This window comes from Kitasatospora sp. NBC_00070, from assembly GCF_045041205.1.
Lineage (GTDB): Bacteria > Actinomycetota > Actinomycetes > Streptomycetales > Streptomycetaceae > Kitasatospora.
Genome location: NZ_CP108247.1, coordinates 4473233 through 4491667, shown reverse-complemented (window position 1 = coordinate 4491667; position 18435 = coordinate 4473233). Strand labels below are relative to the sequence as shown.

At 71.2% G+C, this 18435-nt stretch carries 15 protein-coding genes and 1 tRNA gene; 5 read left to right on the top strand and 11 right to left on the bottom strand.

Translation table 11 applies throughout. The features are described 5' to 3' along the window. Positions 1-47: 47 nt before the first annotated feature. The 3 genes from OHV05_RS20750 to OHV05_RS20740 form a co-directional block, all read right to left on the bottom strand. Entirely contained in the window at positions 48-1304 is a 1257-nt protein-coding gene (locus tag OHV05_RS20750; protein WP_405019008.1) for an Ig-like domain-containing protein, read from the bottom strand. Positions 1305-1478: 174 nt separating this feature from the next. Then, positions 1479-1814, bottom strand: coding sequence for a hypothetical protein (locus OHV05_RS20745; protein WP_403044583.1), 336 nt, complete (start codon positions 1812-1814; stop codon positions 1479-1481). A 435-nt stretch (positions 1815-2249) separates the two neighbouring features. Further along, entirely contained in the window at positions 2250-3650 is a 1401-nt protein-coding gene (locus tag OHV05_RS20740; RefSeq protein ID WP_405019007.1) for a cystathionine beta-synthase, read from the bottom strand. 228 nt (positions 3651-3878) lie between these two features. Between OHV05_RS20740 and OHV05_RS20735 the strand changes: the two genes are divergently transcribed. The 3 genes from OHV05_RS20735 (at position 3879) to OHV05_RS20725 (ending at position 7502) form a co-directional block, all read left to right on the top strand. Continuing rightward, positions 3879-4949 (top strand): SGNH/GDSL hydrolase family protein, encoded by a 1071-nt coding sequence (locus OHV05_RS20735; RefSeq protein WP_405019006.1) that lies wholly within the window; start codon positions 3879-3881, stop codon positions 4947-4949. Between the two features lie 86 nt (positions 4950-5035). Beyond that, positions 5036-6256, top strand: a complete 1221-nt coding sequence (locus OHV05_RS20730; protein WP_405019005.1) for an acetyl-CoA C-acetyltransferase — start codon at positions 5036-5038, stop codon at positions 6254-6256. A 280-nt stretch (positions 6257-6536) separates the two neighbouring features. Next, positions 6537-7502: a hypothetical protein gene (locus tag OHV05_RS20725; protein WP_405019004.1), complete on the top strand. Its 966-nt coding sequence runs from the start codon at positions 6537-6539 to the stop codon at positions 7500-7502. A gap of 92 nt (positions 7503-7594) precedes the next feature. On the opposite strand, the gene OHV05_RS20720 is transcribed toward OHV05_RS20725, so the two are convergent. From OHV05_RS20720 to OHV05_RS20710, 3 genes are all read right to left on the bottom strand, one after another. Beyond that, a complete protein-coding gene (locus tag OHV05_RS20720) occupies positions 7595-7912 on the bottom strand; it encodes a hypothetical protein (RefSeq protein WP_405019003.1) in 318 nt (105 codons plus the stop codon). 109 nt (positions 7913-8021) lie between these two features. Then, on the bottom strand, positions 8022-8897 hold the full coding sequence (locus OHV05_RS20715) for a Bax inhibitor-1/YccA family protein (RefSeq protein ID WP_405019002.1): 876 nt from the start codon (positions 8895-8897) through the stop codon (positions 8022-8024). A 133-nt stretch (positions 8898-9030) separates the two neighbouring features. Next, positions 9031-9115, bottom strand: a tRNA-Leu gene (locus OHV05_RS20710). Positions 9116-9460: 345 nt separating this feature from the next. On the opposite strand from OHV05_RS20710, the gene OHV05_RS20705 reads away from it, so the two are divergent. After that, the gene (locus OHV05_RS20705) at positions 9461-10234 is read left to right on the top strand and encodes an ABC transporter ATP-binding protein (protein WP_405019001.1); all 774 of its coding nucleotides are present in this window, start codon (positions 9461-9463) and stop codon (positions 10232-10234) included. Positions 10235-10281: 47 nt separating this feature from the next. Continuing rightward, positions 10282-12843: an ABC transporter permease gene (locus OHV05_RS20700; protein ID WP_405019000.1), complete on the top strand. Its 2562-nt coding sequence runs from the start codon at positions 10282-10284 to the stop codon at positions 12841-12843. Between the two features lie 262 nt (positions 12844-13105). On the opposite strand, the gene OHV05_RS20695 is transcribed toward OHV05_RS20700, so the two are convergent. From OHV05_RS20695 to eno, 5 genes are all read right to left on the bottom strand, one after another. Further along, positions 13106-14482 carry an NAD(P)/FAD-dependent oxidoreductase gene (locus OHV05_RS20695; protein ID WP_405018999.1) on the bottom strand — a complete coding sequence of 459 codons (1377 nt, stop codon included), beginning with the start codon at positions 14480-14482 and terminating at the stop codon, positions 13106-13108. A 452-nt stretch (positions 14483-14934) separates the two neighbouring features. Further along, on the bottom strand, positions 14935-15876 hold the full coding sequence (locus OHV05_RS20690) for an exopolyphosphatase (RefSeq protein WP_405018998.1): 942 nt from the start codon (positions 15874-15876) through the stop codon (positions 14935-14937). Continuing rightward, positions 15873-16526: a DUF501 domain-containing protein gene (locus tag OHV05_RS20685; RefSeq protein ID WP_405018997.1), complete on the bottom strand. Its 654-nt coding sequence runs from the start codon at positions 16524-16526 to the stop codon at positions 15873-15875. The genes OHV05_RS20690 and OHV05_RS20685 overlap by 4 nt, the downstream gene beginning before the upstream one ends. Continuing rightward, positions 16523-16963, bottom strand: coding sequence for a septum formation initiator family protein (locus OHV05_RS20680; protein WP_405018996.1), 441 nt, complete (start codon positions 16961-16963; stop codon positions 16523-16525). The genes OHV05_RS20685 and OHV05_RS20680 overlap by 4 nt, the downstream gene beginning before the upstream one ends. Before the next feature lie 126 nt (positions 16964-17089). Continuing rightward, positions 17090-18376, bottom strand: coding sequence for a phosphopyruvate hydratase (eno, locus tag OHV05_RS20675; RefSeq protein WP_403044548.1), 1287 nt, complete (start codon positions 18374-18376; stop codon positions 17090-17092). Positions 18377-18435: the final 59 nt, after the last annotated feature.

Here is an 18435-nt window from a genome sequence, read left to right as displayed (position 1 = left end):
TGCCCCATAACTTATCCGGTTCTTACGACAGTCCGACTGCCGGGGGGTCAGACCGCGCTGCCCGCCTGCCAGCCGGCCCAGTCCATGTTCCAGCCGCTCAGGCCGTTCGACGGATCGACCGTCCGGTCCCCGGAGTTGATCACCTCGACCACGTCGCCCACCATCGAACTCGCATAGAACTTGGCCCCGTTGGTGTTCGGGTCCGAAGCACCCTTGGCGTCCCTGAGTGCGATGCAGCCGTGGCTGGTGTTGGCCTTGCCGAACTGCGAGGCGGGCGACCAGTAGTTGCCGTGGATGAAGGTGCCCGAGGTGGTCAGCCGCTGCGCGTGCGGCACGTCCGGGATGTTGTACTCGTCGCCCAGGCCGACCGTGGCGGAGTCCATCTTGGTCTGCTGGTACTGCTCGGAGATGACCAGCTTGCCGGCCCAGGTCCGGTGCTCGGGGGCACCGCCGATGATCGGGTAGGTCGCGGTGACCTGACCGTCGGTGGTGACCGTGAGGGTGTCGGCGGAGAGGTCGGCGACGCTGGTCTGGCTGCGGCCGATGGTGAAGCCCACGTCCTTGGACTGGGTGCCGTAGACGCCCTTGGCGCCCTCCACGTCCTTCAGCCGGAGCTGCAGGGTGACCCGGGTGCCCTTCGCCCAGTACTGCTGCGGCCGGAAGTCCAGCCGGGTGCTGGAGAACCAGTGGCCGACGATCTCGACGCCGGGCTGCGCGGTCACCGTGATCGCCTGCTGGACGGCCTTCCGGTTGGTGACCGGCTTGTTGAAGTTGATCGAGACCGGCATCCCGACCCCGACGGTCGCGCCGTTCTCGGGGGTGAAGTAGCCGATGAAGGTGTTGGCCGGCGAGGCGGTGCCGAACTTGGTGTTGGCGTCCGCCTCCAGCTTGGCCGCGTCCGTCGCGACGGCCGCCACGGTGTACTCGGTGCCGCTGGTCAGCGGCCCGGTGGAGACCCAGCTCGCGCCGTCGGCGGCGAGCTGCCCGGGTATCTCCTTGCCGTCCTCGCCGGTGAGCTTGACCGAGCCGAGCCTGCCGTCGACCACGGTGACCTTCACCGGCTCGGCGAAGGAGGCGTCCGTCACACCGTCGGCCGGGGTCACCGTGATCCTGGCGACCGAGGTCTTCGGCGAGGCGCTGCCACCGGCCCCGGTGCTGCCACTGGCGCCGCCGCCGGCGCCCTTGTCGGAGTCGCCGCTGCAGGCCGCCAGCAGCAGCACCGGGGCGCCCAGCAGGCCGCCCAGCACGCCGCGTCGGGTCCAGCTGCCGCCGGGGGTGGGGCGCTGCTCATCGGCTGACGTCACGGTGGGTCTCCCTGCTCTTCACCTGCGGGCGTTACGGATACAAACAACGCAATCCAGGACGAACCGGTTCCGTCACCAAACGGTTGAGATCGTATGAGACTACTGAAGATGCCGCCATAACGGACGAATCGCCCGCCCGGGGAGCCGGACGGGCGATCGGTGGTGCGCAGGGGACTACTCGGCCGCCTCGACGGCGTACTCGTCCCAGTTCTCGTCGGTCGGGTCGAACTCGGTCTGGGCGGACTCCCAGGTGGCCGAGGTCAGCTCGATGCCGGGCACCTCGCCGAGCAGCGCCACCGGGTCGATGAAGTGCGCGAGCGAACCGGACGGGTCCACCTCGATCGCCTCCACCGACTGGGTGCGCTCCTCGTCGTCCAGGTACTCGTCGCTCTCGACCTGGGCGAGGGCGGCGGCCTTCAGGGCCTGCTCGTCGGTGATCTCGGCGATGATCTCGATGCTGAGGCGTACGTAACGCGGGGCGTCCTGCTCGGGCAGGTCAGTGCTGGTCATGTGTGCGAGCGTAGGCGAGTCGCGGCCCTCCCGGGAAACAGGGAGGGCCGGCCCCCGGAAACCGGGGACCGGCCCTGCCGTTCTCCGTCGGACTCCCCCACCCGGGAGTCACGGAGACGCGCCTCGCGGCGCGGTAGGTGCCGCAGGAGCCGCCGCACCCTGACCTCGGCCGAGACCGGTGCCAGGGGCGGGACGACGGCAACCCCTACGGGCGGACACGGTGGGCCGGGTCAGGGCCGACCGACGTGTCCGTGGTGACGGCGGTGCCGGGGAGCCGCTCCCGACCGTTGCTGTCACCATGCTCGGCGTCTTGCCGTGACTCATACATTGCCCGAGCCGTGTTAAGCGCGTGATGCGCGGAGGTGACGCCGGTGTACCACTTCGTGAGGAGACGAATCCTCACCCGTCCGGCGCCACCCTCCGGCTGACGACAGGTCAGTGACCGGCCCGGTTGGCCAGGAAGGCCAGCAGGTCCTGGCTGGTCACGATGCCCTGCGGCTTGCCCTCGACCAGCACCACCGCGGCGTCGGCCTTCTCCAGGACGGTCATCAGGCTGGTCACCGTCTCACCGGAGCCGACCACCGGCAGCGGCTTGGACATCACGCTCTCCAGCGTGTCGGTGAGCGCGATCCGCTGGGCGAACAGGCCCTCCAGCAGCTCCCGCTCGACCACCGAGCCGATCACCTCGCCCGCCATCACGTCGGGGTGCGCGGCCCCCGCGGAGACCACCGGCATCTGGGAGACGCCGAAGTCCCGCAGCACCCGGACCGCCTCGGCGACCGTCTCGCTCGGGTGCATGTGGACGAACTGCGGGATGCCCTCGTGCTCGATCGCGTCCTTGCGGGCCAGCACCTCGCCGATGTGCGCCTCGTCGGTGCCCGAGGGCAGGAAGCCGTAGTCGGCCATCCAGTCGTCGTTGAAGATCTTCGACAGGTAGCCGCGGCCGCCGTCGGGCAGGATCACCACGACCACGTCGTCCGGGCCGAGGCCCTTGGCCACCTCGAGCGCGGCCACCACGGCCATCCCGCAGGAGCCGCCGACCAGCAGGCCCTCCTCCTTGGCGAGGCGGCGGGTCATCTGGAACGAGTCCTTGTCGGAGACCGCGACGATCTGGTCCGCCACGTTCCGGTCGTAGGCGGTCGGCCAGAAGTCCTCGCCGACGCCCTCGACCAGGTACGGCCGGCCGGTGCCACCGGAGTAGACCGAGCCCTCCGGGTCCGCGCCGATCACCTTGACCGCGCCGCCGGAGGCCTCCTTGAGGTAGCCGCCGGTGCCGGAGATGGTGCCGCCGGTGCCGACGCCCGCGACCAGATGGGTGATCTTCCCGGCGGTCTGCTCCCAGAGCTCGGGGCCGGTCGAGTGGTAGTGCGAGGCCGGGTTGTCCGGGTTGGAGTACTGGTCCGGCTTCCAGGCGTTCGGGGTCTCCCGGACCAGCCGGTCGGAGACGTTGTAGTAGGAGTCCGGGTGCTCGGGGGCGACCGCGGTCGGACAGACCACCACCTCGGCGCCGTAGGCCCGGAGCGTGTTGATCTTGTCGGTGGAGACCTTGTCCGGACAGACGAAGATGCAGTGGTAGCCCTTCTGCTGGGCCACGATCGCCAGGCCGACACCGGTGTTGCCCGAGGTGGGCTCGACGATGGTGCCGCCCGGCTTCAGGGCGCCGGACGCCTCGGCGGCCTCGATCATGCGCATCGCGATGCGGTCCTTGATCGACCCCCCGGGGTTGAAGTACTCGACCTTCGCCAGCACGGTGGCACTGATGCCCTCGGTGACCTTGTTGAGCTTCACCAACGGCGTGTTGCCGACCAGGTCGATGATCGAATTGTGGTACCGCACGGGGGTCCTCCCGGTCTGGGACGCTACGACAGTTATGGGTACTTCAAAGCCTAGGGCGTCTCAAGGAATGGACGCACCCGCGCCGGGCCTCCGATCCGGCGGGTTCGATCCCGGCCGTTCACCCACCGGATGGACGATCCGCCCCGATAGGCCCCCGGCCCGGTGGGTACCTAACAGGGACAGAGCACAGCTGGTGCCCCGGCAGGGGCCGGGTGAAGGGGGGCCGGGATGACAGCGTCACAGGTGTCACGGGCCCGGGTGGCCCGCAAGATCGCCACGGCGGCCGCGTACGGGGGCGGCGGGATCGGGCTGCTCGGGGTCGGACTGATCGGACTGCTGGTGACCGAGAGCAGGCTGGCGGTCCGCGCGGTCGGGCTGCTGGAGGGCGACCCGCCGCCGGCCGACGGCGTGTACGGGGCGGCCTTCGCCGACCCCACGAGTGACCAGCCGCCGCTGGTGCTCGCCTTTCTGGGTGACTCGACGGCCGCCGGGCTCGGCGTGACCAGGGGCGAGGAGACCCCCGGCGCGCTGCTCGCGACCGGGCTCGCCTCGGTGGCCGAGCGCCGGGTCCGGCTGGTGAACGTGGCCAGGTCCGGCGCCCAGTCGGTGGAGCTGGCCGGGCAGGTGGAGCTGGCCCTGCCGCACCGGCCGGAGCTGGCCGTGATCATCGTGGGCGCCAACGACGTGACCAAGCACACCCCGGCCCCGCTGGCCGTCCGTCAACTCGGCGAGACGGTACGGGCGCTGCGCGCGGCGGGCTGCCAGGTGGTGGTCGGCACCTGCCCGGACCTCGGCACCATCAAGCCGGTCCGGCCGCCGCTGCGCTGGGTGGCCCGCCGGCTCAGCCGGCAGCTGGCGGCCGCCCAGACCATCGCGGTGGTGGAGCAGGGCGGCCGGACGGTCTCGCTCGGCTCACTGCTCGGCCCGGAGTTCGCGGCCCGCCCGGAGATGTTCGCGGCCGACCGCTACCACCCCTCCGCGCAGGGCTACGCGACCGCCGCGATGGCCCTGCTGCCCTCGCTCTGCGCCGCGCTGGACCTCTGGCCGGAGGAGTCCGGCCCGCGGATCGAGGCCGAGCAGGTGCTGCCGATGGCGGTGGCCGCCGCGGCCGCCGCCGGGCGCTCCGGCACCGAGGTGGCCGCCGCCGAGCGGCTCGGCGACCTCGGCCGGCGCTGGGCGCAGGTCAAGCTGCGGCTGCGGCTGGGCCTGCCGGAGAGCTCCGAGCGCGTCCCCGAACCGGGGTCGGCGTCGGCCAACTCACACCCGGAGACGGGTGACGTCAGAGCTACCAAGCGGTAACTTTCCTCCCGGGCCGACCGCTTGGGCCGGAGTACGGTCGGATGTGCAGGCCCAGCAGCCCGGAGACACTCAGCGAGGAGCCCGTCATGCCCGAAGCCGTCATCGTCAGCGCCGCCCGTTCGCCGATCGGCCGGGCCTTCAAGGGCTCCCTCAAGGACATCCGGCCGGACGACCTGACCGCCCAGATCATCGGCGCCGCGCTGGCCAGGCTCCCCGAGCTGGACCCGCGCGACATCGAGGACCTGATGCTCGGCTGCGGCCTGCCCGGCGGCGAGCAGGGCCACAACCTGGCCCGGATCATCGCGGTCCAGATGGGCATGGACTACCTGCCCGGCGCCACCGTCACCCGGTACTGCTCCTCCTCGCTGCAGACCACCCGGATGGCACTGCACGCGATCAAGGCGGGCGAGGGCGACATCTTCATCTCGGCCGGCGTCGAGACCGTCTCGCGCAGCGTCAACGGCACCTCGGACGGCATGCCCGGCACCCAGAACCCGCTGTTCGCGGACGCCGTGGCGCGCACCGCCGACCGGGCCGCCAAGGGCGGCGGCGAGTGGCACGACCCGCGTGAGGACGGCCTGCTGCCGGACGCCTACATCGCGATGGGCCAGACCGCCGAGAACCTGGCCGCGCTCAAGGGCGTCACCCGGGCCGAGCAGGACGAGTTCGGGGTCCGCTCGCAGAACCTGGCCGAGGCGGCCGTCAAGTCGGGCTTCTGGGCCCGCGAGATCACCCCCGTCACGCTGCCCGACGGCACCGTGGTGAGCACCGACGACGGCCCGCGCGCGGGCGTCACCCTCGACGCGGTCTCCGGCCTGAAGCCGGTGTTCCGCCCGGACGGCACGGTTACCGCCGGTAACTGCTGCCCGCTGAACGACGGCGCCGCCGCCCTGGTGATCATGTCCGACACCAAGGCCCGCGAGCTCGGCCTGACCCCGCTCGCCCGGGTGGTCTCCACCGGGGTCAGCGGCCTCTCCCCCGAGATCATGGGCTACGGCCCGGTCGAGGCCAGCCGGCAGGCCCTCAAGCGGGCCGGGCTGACCATCGACGACATCGACCTGGTGGAGATCAACGAGGCCTTCGCGGCCCAGGTCATCCCGTCCTACCGGGACTTGGGCATCCCGCTGGAGAAGCTGAACGTGAACGGCGGCGCGATCGCGGTCGGCCACCCCTTCGGCATGACCGGTGCCCGGCTCACCACCACCCTGATCAACTCGCTGCAGTGGCACGACAAGCAGTTCGGCCTGGAGACCATGTGCGTCGGCGGCGGCCAGGGCATGGCGATGGTGATCGAGCGACTCAGCTGAGTGACGGTGGCGGTCCGCACCACCCGTTCGGAGTGACCCTGTGTGACTGAGGGCCGGATCACATCGCGATCGTGATCCGGCCCCTCGAATGCCCTCCGGAGGCCGTTTTGTCGACGCCCCGAAGTCGGTCAACTCCGCAGCGTAGAACGGTACTACCTAACAATTTGGGGACAAGGACGAAAGTCACGGACAAATCGGACATCTGCCACTGCAGCAACTCCCCACCATGCGGCAGTGTGGAGAGGTAACCCCGTTCCACTCCTCGCTAGGAGTACGTTCCGTGAGCGCCGTGTACATCTCCCTGCTGCTGGTCCTGATCGCCCTCTGCGCCGCTGTGTTGCTGCAGCTGCGCGGGCTGGCCCGTCGGCTCGCCGTCCCGTCCGAACCCTCAACTGCCGCCGCCCCGGCGCCGGTTGACGAAGCCGTGATCCGCCGCGCGGTCAACGAGGCGCTGGCCGCCGACCGTGAGCGGGAGATAGCCGAGGCCCGGGCGTTCTGGGCCGAGCAGGAGGCCAGGGCGGCCGAGGACGCCCCGCTCTTCGACTCCCCCTTCACCAGCGCCGGGGTCAACCCCGGCGAGGAGTGGCCGCTGTTCTTCCCGCGGCCGACCGGCCCGCAGGACGCGGCCGACCACTCCGGCACGATGGACCCGGAGTTCGGCGAGGCACTGCGCTCCGCGCTGGAGGACCTGATCAACGAGGACGGTGGCACCCCGGCCCGTCCGGCCGGCGGCGGCCACCCCGCCGGCGGCCACCCGTCCGGTGCCGGTGCCGCCCTCGGCGGCGAGACCGCCGGTGAGGCCCGGGCCCGCCGCGAGGCCGACCTGCTGGCCACCGGTCTGGAGGCCGGGCTGCTCGACACCGAGCCCGCCCAGGAGGCCGAGCCGGTCGCCGCCCCCGACCCGCGCCGCCACCCCTCGCACCCCGACTTCGTGCCGAGCCAGGCCCCGTCCCACGAGTGGACCGACACCCGGCTGGCCTCGCTGGCCGAGGAGGCCGTCGCGCTCACCGACGTCCGGCCCGGCCCGCTCGGCACCCTGGACGTGTACGCCTTCGCCGACGGCACCACGCTCTGCGTCGCCCCCGGCGACCGGGAGGCGGCCTACCGCCTGATCGACGCCGTCCGGGCCGGTGAGGACGTCCGGCTGCTCGGTGGCTCGCGGTTCTCCGGTTCGTACTCGCTGACCTTCTCCACCGACGAGGAGACCGTCTACGTGCTGGCCGACCGGGTGGTCGCCAGCATCTGATCCGACGCCGAAGGCCGGTCGAGTCCCCGGGGTTGCCGACTCGACCGGCCTTTCGCGTGCCCGGGGCCGTCGCCCTCGGTGACCGTCCGGTCTCAGCCGGTCAGCTCGTCGACGTCGCGGACCTCGGCCACCGCCTCGGCCAGGGCCGGGGCGTCCGCCACCGCCGCCAGCTCGCGCCCGGCCACCGCCAGCTGGTCCCCGACCGCGAACGCCCCCGCGTCCGGGAACACCCGGTCCTGCTCCCCCGCCGCCGCCAGCGCCCGCCCGGCCAGCCGGGCGGCCAGCGCGTGCACGGCGGCGGCCCGGGTCGGATGCCCGGGCACCGGCCCGAGCAGCCGGCTCTGCGGCATCGAACGGAAGCGGTCGGCCAGCCGGTCCACGGCGGCCAGCAAGGTCTGCGCATCTGCCATGCCGCGAGCCTAGGCCCTGGTGCCGACCCCCCGGAAACGCCGGAGGCGCGGCCGGACCTGGTGGTCCGCCGCGCCTCCGGAGATGGGTGTCCGGCAGTGCCGTCCGGGACTAGTCGTCGCCGCGCAGGATCGCGATCAGCCGGAGCATCTCCAGGTAGATCCAGACCAGCGAGAGGGTCAGCCCGAAGGCCGCCCGCCAGGACTCCTGCTGCGGGGCGCCGCCCTGGATGCCCGCCTCGATCTCGGCGAAGTCCAGCGAGAGGAAGAAGGCACCGAGCGCGATGCCGACGATGCCGACCAGGATGCCGAGCGGGCCCGAGCGCAGGCCCATGTCGGCGCCGAACAGCGAGGCCACCAGGTTGATCACCATCAGCAGCACGAAGCCCATCGCGATCGCGATGCCGATCCTGGTGTAGCGCGGGGTGACCCGGATCCGGCCGGACTTGTAGGCGATCAGCATCGCCGCGAAGACCGCCGCCGTGCCCAGCACCGCCTGGATCGCGATGCCCGGCCACATCTCGTTGAAGGCGTGGCTGATGGCGCCGAGGAAGAAGCCCTCCAGCGCCGCGTAGGTGATGATCAGCGGGGCGCTGACGCTGCGCTTGAAGCTGATCACCATGCCGACCGCGAAGGCGGCGAAGGCGGCGACCATGGCCGGGCCGAAGTTGGCCGCGGGCAGCAGGAACCAGGCGACCGCACCGGCCGCGACCAGGGTGAGCAGGGTGAGCGCGGTCCGGGCGACCACGTCGTCCATGGTCATCCGGCCGGTCTGCAGCGGGCCGGCGGACGGCGCCTGGTACATCTCGACCAGCTGCTCGTCCGTCACCGGACCGGCCTGCGGCTGGGCGTAGGGGTTGTTGCCGTACGGGTTGCCCGCGCTCGGCGCCCCGGCCTGCGGCCGGCCCGTGTTGAACCCCGCGTAGCCGGTGCCGTTGTCGCGGGTGAAGGACCCCTCCCGCGAGAAGACCGGGTTACTGCTTCTCATGTCATTCCCTCCGGGGCGGCATGGTGCCGCCCGCACCGCTCCAGGGTAATGCCTTGGCAAAGGGAACGGCCTACGCCGCGAGGATGATCTCTCCGGTCGCCGCGGATCACGCGGCCGGCCGACGTACGCGGAGTGGTGCCCGGGGCCGGACTCGAACCGGCACGGCCTCGCGGCCAAGCAGTTTTAAGCTGCCCGTGTCTGCGTTCCACCACCCGGGCGGGAACCCCATCCGCCCCTGTCGGGCTACCCCCGAGACTAGTCGCCCGGTGCGCCCTTTCGCACACTCTCCGCCAGCTAATTTGTCATGTTTCCTTGCCATCTGACGAATCGTCGGTGATTCGGCCAACCCCGATCCGGAATCGGCCACGGCACCGGTCTCAGGGGTTGTGTCATACCGCAGGAGGAGATGGCCGGACCCCGCGTACGCCCAGCGGCGGTGCTGCCAACCGTCCCCGGGGGCGACGGATTCCATGATCGTCCAGCGGACGATGGAGTCACGGTCGGCGCCCTGTGCACCGACCGTCCACACCACTTCCGCACGCCCCGTCCGCAAGGAGTCCCCCGTGACCACCACGACCGCATCCGCCGTCAAGACCGGCCAGGCGGCCGCCCGAGCCACCGGCCTGAACAAGGTCTACGGGGAGGGCGAGACCAAGGTGGTCGCGCTGGACAACGTCAGCGTGGTGTTCCCGCAGGGCCAGTTCACCGCGATCATGGGCCCGTCCGGCTCGGGCAAGTCGACGCTCATGCACTGCATGGCGGGCCTCGACACGGTCTCATCCGGCTCCTCGATGATCGGCGACACCGAGCTGGTCGGCCTGCGCGACAAGCAGCTCACCAAGCTCCGCCGCGACCACATCGGCTTCGTCTTCCAGGCGTTCAACCTGCTGCCCACGCTGACCGCCCTGGAGAACATCACGCTGCCGATGGACATCGCCGGCCGCAAGGTCGACCAGGCCTGGCTCGACCAGGTGGTCGAGACGGTCGGCCTCTCCGGCCGGCTCTCGCACCGCCCCTCGCAGCTCTCCGGCGGCCAGCAGCAGCGGGTCGCCTGCGCCCGCGCACTGGCCTCCCGGCCGGACATCGTCTTCGCCGACGAGCCCACCGGCAACCTCGACTCCCGCTCCGGCGCGGAGATCCTCTCCTTCCTCCGCAACTCGGTCCGCGAGCTCGGCCAGACCGTCGTGATGGTCACCCACGACCCGGTCGCCGCCTCCTACGCGGACCGCGTGATCTTCCTCGCCGACGGCCGCATCGTCGACGAGCTGGCCAACCCCACCGCCGACAGCGTCCTGGACCGGATGCGCCGCTTCGACGCCAAGGGCCGCACGAGCTGACGCTCCGCCACCCGCCGGCCCGAACCCAACTCCCCCCAGGACACCCCATGTTCCGCACCGCACTGCGCAATGTGCTGGCCCACAAGGGCCGTCTGCTCATGACGGCGCTGGCCGTCATGCTCGGCACGGCCTTCGTGGCCGGCACCATGGTCTTCTCCGACACGCTCGGCCAGGCCATGAAGAACAGCTACTCGAAGAGCTACTCGGACGTCTCCGTCCTGGTCACCGACAACGCCGCCGGCTCCGACGCCTCGGCCCGGGACCGGAGCGACGCCACCGAGGCCGAGCTGACCAGGACGACGGTGGACCGGATCGCCGCCCTGCCGGGCACCGCCAAGGCCCTGGGCGTGGTGGGCGGCTTCACCGGCGTGGCCGACCGGAAGGGCGTGCTGATCGGCCAGGCCTTCCAGGCCCGCGGCTCGAACTTCAGCCCCGGCGCCGACGGCAAGGACAGCCGCTACCCGATGGCCGAGGGCCGCGGCCCGCAGAAGTCCGGCGAGATCGCGCTGGACCAGGAGACCGCGAGCAGCGGCGGCTACAAGGTCGGCGACAACGTCCGGATCGCCGGCAACGGCCCGGCCGTCGACGCCAGGCTGACCGGCGTCTTCACCACCGACGACCCGCAGGTCACCTCCGGCGGCACGCTCACCCTGATGGACACCGCGAGCGCCCAGCAGTTCCTGCTGACGCCCGGCCGGTTCAGCACCGTCACGGTGCAGGCCAAGCCCGGGGTGACGCAGAGCGCGCTGCTCGGCGAGGTGCAGACGGTGCTCCCCAAGGGCACCCAGTTCATCGTCCAGACCGGTGACCAGCTGACCGCCGACGAGACCAAGATGATCTCCGACGGCATGTCCGGCATGAAGACCATGCTGCTCGCCTTCGCCGGGATCTCGCTGTTCGTCGGCATCTTCATCATCGCCAACACCTTCACCATGCTGGTCGCCCAGCGCACCAAGGAGCTGGCGCTGCTCCGCGCGGTCGGCGCCGGGCGCTGGCAGGTCACCAAGTCGGTGCTGATCGAGGCACTGGTGATCGGCCTGACCGCCTCGGTGGCCGGTCTGCTGGCCGGTATCGGGATCGGCGCCGGGATGCAGACGCTGATGACCGCACTGGACACCGGCATGCCCACCGGGTCGCTGGTGGTCGCCCCGGTGACCGTCGCGGTCGCCCTGCTGGTCGGCGTCCTGGTGACCGTGCTGTCCGCGGTGCTGCCCGCGATCCGCGCCTCCCGGGTCGCCCCGGTGGCCGCGATGAGCAGCGGTGACCAGCCCAGCACCCACAAGAGCCTGCTGATCCGGAACATCATCGGTTCGGTGATCGCGGCCGGCGGCTTCGCGCTGATCCTCGGCGGCGCCTCCGCGGGCGGGGAGAACGGCCGGTACCTGATCGGCGGCGGCGCACCGTTCGCCATGATCGGCATCTTCGTCCTGCTGCCGCTGCTGTCCCGCCCGGTGATCGCCCTGGTCGGCCCGCTGCTGGCCAAGCTGTTCGGCACCCCCGGCAAGCTGGCCCGCCGCAACGCGGTCCGCAACCCGCGCCGGACGGCCACCACCGCCGCCGCGCTGACCATCGGGCTGACCCTGGTCTCCGCGATGACCGTGCTCGGCGCCTCGGTCGGCGGCGCGGTGGACCGGATCGTCACCAAGGGCATGGTCGCGGACTACAACGTGACCACCGCCAACCGGATGGGCATGTCGCCCGAGCTGGCGGCCGACGTGGCCAAGGCTCCCGGCGTGGCCGCCTCCAGCCCGCTGACCAACGTCTACTGGGAGCTGGACGGCCGGAACCGGGCGATCAGCGGCATCGACGCCCAGAGCCTGGACAAGCTGCTCGACCTCACCATGGACAGCGGCTCGGCCGCCGCGCTGAGCCAGGGTCAGGTGCTGGTCAGCAGCGAGCAGGCGAAGAGCTCCAACCTCTCGGTCGGCAGCACGATGAAGGTCGCCTACGGCGACGGCAGCACCGGCACGGTCACCGTCGGCGGCGTCTTCCAGCCGATCGACCTGCTCTCCGGCACGGTGATGTCCAACGCGGAGATCACCAAGCACGCCAAGGGCGACACCGACATCAGGGACGTCCTGGTCCGCGGCACCGACGGTGCCACCGCCGCCCTCCAGCAGTCCATCAAGGACGCCACCGGCCGGAACCCGGTGATCGAGGTGAAGAGCCAGGAGGACATGAAGGAGGAGTTCAGCAAGATCATCTCCTTCGCGCTCAACATGATGTACGGCCTGCTGGCGATGTCCGTCCTGGTCGCGGTGCTCGGCGTGGTCAACACCCTGGCCATGTCGGTCTTCGAGCGGAAGAGGGAGATCGGAATGCTGCGGGCGATCGGTCTGGACCGGAGCGGCATCAAGCGGATGGTCCGGCTGGAGTCGGTGGTGATCTCGCTGTTCGGCGCGACCATCGGCGTGCTGCTCGGGGTCTTCCTGGCCTGGGCGGTGAACGGCACCCTGGGCTCCAGCATCCCCGGCCTGGTCACCGAGCTGCCGTACGGTCAGCTGCTGCTCTTCCTGCTGCTGGCCGGGCTGGTCGGCCTGGTGGCCGCGCTCTGGCCCGCCCGCCGGGCGTCCAAGCTGGACATCCTGGAGAGCATCAAGACCGACTGACGGTCCGTAGGACGCCGCAGGCCCCCACCCGTGACCTTGGGTGGGGGCCTGCCGCCGCTCCCGGCCCCGACGGGCCGGTGCGGGCAACGCAGCAGGCCCCCGCCGGGAGGGTTTCCGGTGGGGGCCCGCTCTGCTTCGCTCTGAACTGCTGTACTCCGCCCGGTCGCACGGCCGGCTGAGCACCACGGAGGTCGTGGTCCGGCGACGCTGCCGGGCGGAGAGCCTCCGACTCATACCCCGGGTCGTCCCGGGGCCAGTCGTCCTACTTGCTGCTCGCGAGCTCCTTCACCGGCTCGGCGGGGGCGGCGACCGCCACCGGCTTCGGCGCGGGGGCCGCGGCCTCCTGGAACGCCTCGAACGGCTTCTCCATCTCGGCCAGACCCACGGTCTCGCGCTTGAGGAACATCGCCAGCGTCCAGTCGGTGAAGACCCGGACCTTGCGGTTCATGGTCGGCACCCGGCTGCCGTGGTACAGGCGGTGGAACCACCAGGCCGGACGGCCCTTCAGCTTGTACTTGCCGAAGAGGATCGCCACGCCCTTGTGCAGGCCGAGACCGGCCACCGCACCGAGGTTCTTGTGCTTGTACTGGGCCTGCGGGAAGCCCCGCATGCCCGAGATCACGTTGTCGGCGAGCACGATCGCCTGACGGACCGCGTGCTGCGCGTTCGGCGGGCACCAGGCGCCCTCGCCGACGGCGAGGTCGGGCACCTGGGCGTTGTCGCCGGCCGCCCAGACGTAGTCGAAGCCCTGGACCTGGAGGGTCGGGGCGGTGTCCACGTGACCGCGCGGGCCGAGCGGCAGACCGAAGTGGTTGAGGATCGGGTTGGGCTTGACGCCGGCCGTCCACACGATGGTGGAGGCGTCCGCCTCGACGCCGTTCTTCAGCACCACGTGCTGGTCGACGCAGGAGTCCATCGAGGTCTCGATGTAGATCTCGATGTTGCGCTCTTCGAGCTTCTCCTTGGTCCACAGACCGAGGTCCGGGCCCATCTCCGGGAGGATGCGGTTGGCCGCCTCCACCAGGATGAAGCGCATGTCGTCGCGGCTGACGGTCTTGTAGATCTTCGCCGCGTCCCGGGCCATGTCCTCGACCTCGGCGATGGTCTCGACGCCGGCGAAGCCGCCGCCGATCACCACGAAGGTCAGGGCCTTGCGGCGGATCGCCTCGTCCGTGGTGGACTCGGCCTTGTCCAGCTGCGCCATGACGTGGTTGCGGAGGCTGATCGCCTCCTCGACCGTCTTCATGCCGATGCCGTGCTCGGCCAGGCCGGGGATCGGGAAGGTGCGGGAGACCGAGCCGGTGGCCACGACGAGGTAGTCGAAGGGCAGCTCGTAGGCGTCGCCGGCCGCGGGGTGGATGGTCGCGACCTTGCGGGCGTGGTCCACGCCGGTCACGTGACCGGTGAGCACCTCCGCCTTCTTGAGGGCGCTGCGCAGCGGGGCAACGAGGTTGCGAGGCGCGACGTTGCCGCCGGCCGCCTCGGGGAGGAAGGGCAGGTACGTCATGTACGACCGCGGGTCGACGACCGTGACGGTCGCTTCGCCGTAGCGCATCTTCTTGAGGATGCGCATCGCGGCATACAGGCCGACGTAACCACCGCCGACGATCAGGATGCGAGGACGCTCCGTGGTGCTCATATCCGAAAGTATCCACCCCCGGTTGGGGGCACCTTCGTGAGGCCCGTCACAAGCCACTGGACAGCACCTGCTACACTGCCCGGCCACACTTTCCCGGCCCGGGTGTCAGGCCGCGCCGCCGGGCCGGCTCCCGCCTGGCACCCCGTCGATCGGGCGGCCCTGAGCAGCAACGATCCCCGGAACGAGCGGGTTCCCGCACTGGTGTTTCGATTCCATTACCGACCCCGAAGCCTGCCTGCGATCCGATGGACACCCACCGGAGTCGACCTTCGGTCCCGCATTCCGGACGGAGCGGGCGTCGGAGTGCGACGAATGACTGGATCGCCATGTGAAGAAATTCACGAAGTTTCTCGCGGCACGCCGTGCAGCGCGCGGCCCCGGGTGCCACAGCGGCGTCCCGGGGCCGTCCGGACGGGGTCCGGCAGGGGTCTTCGAGGGGGTCGGGCGGAGGGTCAGGAGACCAGGCTCCAGGCGATCCCGTCGAGGATGTCGTGCTCGCTCACCACCAGCTCGGCGGCGCCGGTCCGCTCCATGATCTCCAGCAGCACCAGGGCACCGGCCCCGATCACGTCCACCCGGCCCGGGTGCATCACCGGGATCGCGGCCCGCTGCTCGTGGGTCATGGTCAGCAGCCGGCCGGACACCTCGCGGACCTGGTCCACCGTCAGCCGGGCGTGGTGGATGACCTCGGAGTCGTACGAGGGCAGCTCCAGCGCGATGCCCGCCACTGTGGTGACGGTGCCCGCCAGGCCGACCAGGGTGGCCGCGGTGGTCAGCGGGACGGCCTCGGCCGCCACGTCCAGCGCGGCCCGGACGTCTGCCCTGACCCGGTCCTGCTGCTCGGGCGTCGGCAGCTCCGTACCGGCGAGGTGCCGCTCGGTCAGCCGGACGCAGCCGATGTCCACCGAGCGGGCCGCCTCGACCCGCTCGCCGCCGAGCACGAACTCGGTCGAGCCGCCGCCCAGGTCGAACACCAGGTACGGACCGGGGAACTGACCACCGGTCAACTCCTTGGTGGCGCCGGTGAAGGACAGCCGGGCCTCCTCGTCGCCGCTCACCACGGTCGGCTCGACACCGAGGATCTCCCGCACCCCGGCGACGTACTCGGCGCTGTTCTCGGCGTCCCTGGAGGCGCTGGTGGCGACGAACCGCAGCCGGTCCGGGCCGACCCCGTGCTCGGCCAGCACGGCGGCGTACTCGCGGCAGGCCGCGAAGGTGCGCTCCAGCGCCTCCGGCGCCAGCCGTCCGGTCCGGTCGACGCCCTGGCCGAGGCGGTTGATCACCATCCGGCGGTCCAGGTCGGTGATCTCCCCCGTCTCCGGGTCCAGATCGGCGACCAGCAGCCGGATCGAGTTGGTGCCGCAGTCGATCGCGCCGACCCGGGTGGTGCTCACGCGGACTCCCCGGTCTGCTCGGCGTCCTGCTCCGCCTCGGCGCGCTTCTTGGCGGCGCGCTCGGCGGCCAGCTGCTCCTTGGCGGCGATCACGGCCGCGTGGTCCTGGTTCTTGGCCCGGTTCCTGGCCACCCGGCCACCGGCCGCCTCGACCTCCTCGGGCGAGACGCAGGGGCCCTTGGCCCACCACTCCTCCAGCATCCCGATCGCCTCGTCGCCGAGCGGGTTGACCCCCGGACCGGCCGCCAGCGAGTGGCCGACCAGCACGTGCAGGCACTTCACCCGGTCCGGCATGCCGCCGGCGCTCGGGAAGCCCTCCAGCACCTCGATCGCGTCCCGGCGCGCGACGTAGTCCTCGTGCGCCTTCTGGTACGCCGCCGCCAGCTCGGGATCCTCGGCCAGCCGGGCGGTCTGATCCTTCATCACCCCGTCCGCCTCCAGGGTGCCGATCAGCGAGGCGGCCTTGGGGCAGGTCAGGTAGTAGAGGGTGGGGAACGGCGTGCCGTCCGGCAGCCGGGGCGCGGTCTCCACCACGTCGGGGTTGCCGCACGGGCAGCGGTGCGCCACCCCGCGCAGGCCGCGCGGGACGCGGCCGAGCTGGGCCGCGATCGCGGCGACGTCCTGGTCCGGGACGGTCGGGTTCTCAGTCATGGGGATGTGCTGCCTCTGGCGGGTACGGGGGTGGAGTCGGCCTGGTCGACCGAGTCCCAGACACTGGCGTACCAGGGCTGGGCGGCCTTGGCCTGCGGGGCTGCCCCCGCGTCGGCCGAGGAGGACTTGCTGCTCGGCGGGTTCGGGTCCACCGAGATGAAGGGGGTCTCGCCGGGCATCGCGTAGTGCAGTCGCTGCCGGCCCTGCGCCTTGACGAACTCCGGGTCCTGCCAGCGGGCCCGCTCCCGGCGGAGCTGCTCGACCTGCTGCCTGGCGTGCTCGGCCTTGGCCCGCTGGGCGGAGATCTCCGAGCGCTGCGAGATGAACTGCCGGGTCGGGTAGGCGAGGATCGCCACCAGCGAGCAGAGGACGAGCACCAGCACGGTGGCCCGGCTGGTGAAGCGCGGTCGCGCCGCCAAGCCCGGAATCTTCCACATCGCTGGTACCCCTCCTGATCACATGCCGGTGCCCCGGCCCTCCACCCTACGGGGTGGGAGCCGGGGCACCGGTGCAGACGCCTGTGTGTCAGTCCGCCGACCGGCGGGCCCGACGTCCTGGTGTGACTACTCGGCCGACTTGAAGCGCGGGAACGCGCCGCGGCCGGCGTACTCGGCGGCGTCGTCGAGGATCTCCTCGATGCGCAGCAGCTGGTTGTACTTGGCGACGCGCTCGGAGCGGGCCGGGGCGCCGGTCTTGATCTGGCCGCAGTTGGTGGCGACGGCGAGGTCGGCGATGGTGACGTCCTCGGTCTCACCGGAGCGGTGCGACATCATGCAGCGGTAGCCGTTGCGCTGGGCCAGCTCGACGGCGTCCAGGGTCTCGGTCAGCGAACCGATCTGGTTGACCTTCACCAGCATCGCGTTGGCGGTGCCGGTCTCGATGCCACGGGCCAGGCGGACCGGGTTGGTGACGAACAGGTCGTCACCGACCAGCTGGACCTTGTCGCCCAGCTCGTCCGTCATGGCCTTCCAGCCGTCCCAGTCCTGCTCGTCCAGCGGGTCCTCGATCGAGACCAGCGGGTACGCGGCGACCAGCTCGGCGTAGTACGCGATCAGCTCGGCGGAGGAGAGCGCCTTGCCCTCGAACTGGTAGGCGCCGTCCTTGAAGAACTCGGAGGCGGCGACGTCCAGGGCGAGCGCGACGTCCTTGCCCGGGGTGTAGCCGGCCTTCTTGATGGCCTCGACGATGAGGTCGAGCGCCTCGCGGTTGGAGTCGAGGTTCGGCGCGAAGCCGCCCTCGTCGCCCAGACCGGTGGAGAGGCCGCGCTCCTTCAGCACGCCCTTGAGCGTGTGGTAGACCTCGACGCCCCAGCGGACGGCCTCGGAGAAGGACTCCGCGCCGATCGGCGCGATCATGAACTCCTGGATGTCGACGTTGGAGTCGGCGTGCGACCCACCGTTGAGGATGTTCATCATCGGGACGGGCAGCACGTGCGCGTTCGGGCCACCGAGGTAGCGGAACAGCGGCAGGTCGCTGGCCTCGGAGGCGGCGTGCGCCACGGCGAGCGAGACACCGAGGATCGCGTTGGCACCGAGCGAGGACTTGTCCGGGGTGGCGTCCAGGTCGAGCATGGCCTGGTCGATCAGGCGCTGCTCGGTGGCGTCGTAGCCGACCAGCTCCGGGCCGATCTGCTCGATGACGGCCAGCACGGCCTTCTCGACACCCTTGCCGAAGTAGCGGTTCTTGTCGCCGTCACGCAGCTCGAGGGCCTCGAAGGCACCGGTGGAGGCGCCCGACGGGACGGCGGCACGGCCGGTGCTGCCGTCGTCCAGACCGACCTCGACCTCGACCGTGGGGTTGCCACGGGAGTCGAGAATCTCACGGGCTACGACGACATCAATGGACGGCACGTGGCATCTCCTTGACGGAAGCGGGATGTGTTGTCGTTACGACCAGAGCCTAACCGCAC

What these genes read in the sequence shown, in the direction of transcription:
- OHV05_RS20730 (WP_405019005.1), top strand. Translation starts at nt 5,036, where the DNA reads ATGCCCGAAGCCGTCATCGTCAGCGCCGCCCGTTCGCCGATCGGCCGG.
- OHV05_RS20695 (WP_405018999.1), bottom strand. Translation starts at nt 14,482, where the DNA reads ATGAGCACCACGGAGCGTCCTCGCATCCTGATCGTCGGCGGTGGTTAC.
- OHV05_RS20680 (WP_405018996.1), bottom strand. Translation starts at nt 16,963, where the DNA reads ATGTGGAAGATTCCGGGCTTGGCGGCGCGACCGCGCTTCACCAGCCGG.
- OHV05_RS20700 (WP_405019000.1), top strand. Translation starts at nt 10,282, where the DNA reads ATGTTCCGCACCGCACTGCGCAATGTGCTGGCCCACAAGGGCCGTCTG.
- OHV05_RS20715 (WP_405019002.1), bottom strand. Translation starts at nt 8,897, where the DNA reads ATGAGAAGCAGTAACCCGGTCTTCTCGCGGGAGGGGTCCTTCACCCGC.
- OHV05_RS20685 (WP_405018997.1), bottom strand. Translation starts at nt 16,526, where the DNA reads ATGACTGAGAACCCGACCGTCCCGGACCAGGACGTCGCCGCGATCGCG.
- OHV05_RS20735 (WP_405019006.1), top strand. Translation starts at nt 3,879, where the DNA reads ATGACAGCGTCACAGGTGTCACGGGCCCGGGTGGCCCGCAAGATCGCC.
- OHV05_RS20745 (WP_403044583.1), bottom strand. Translation starts at nt 1,814, where the DNA reads ATGACCAGCACTGACCTGCCCGAGCAGGACGCCCCGCGTTACGTACGC.
- OHV05_RS20720 (WP_405019003.1), bottom strand. Translation starts at nt 7,912, where the DNA reads ATGGCAGATGCGCAGACCTTGCTGGCCGCCGTGGACCGGCTGGCCGAC.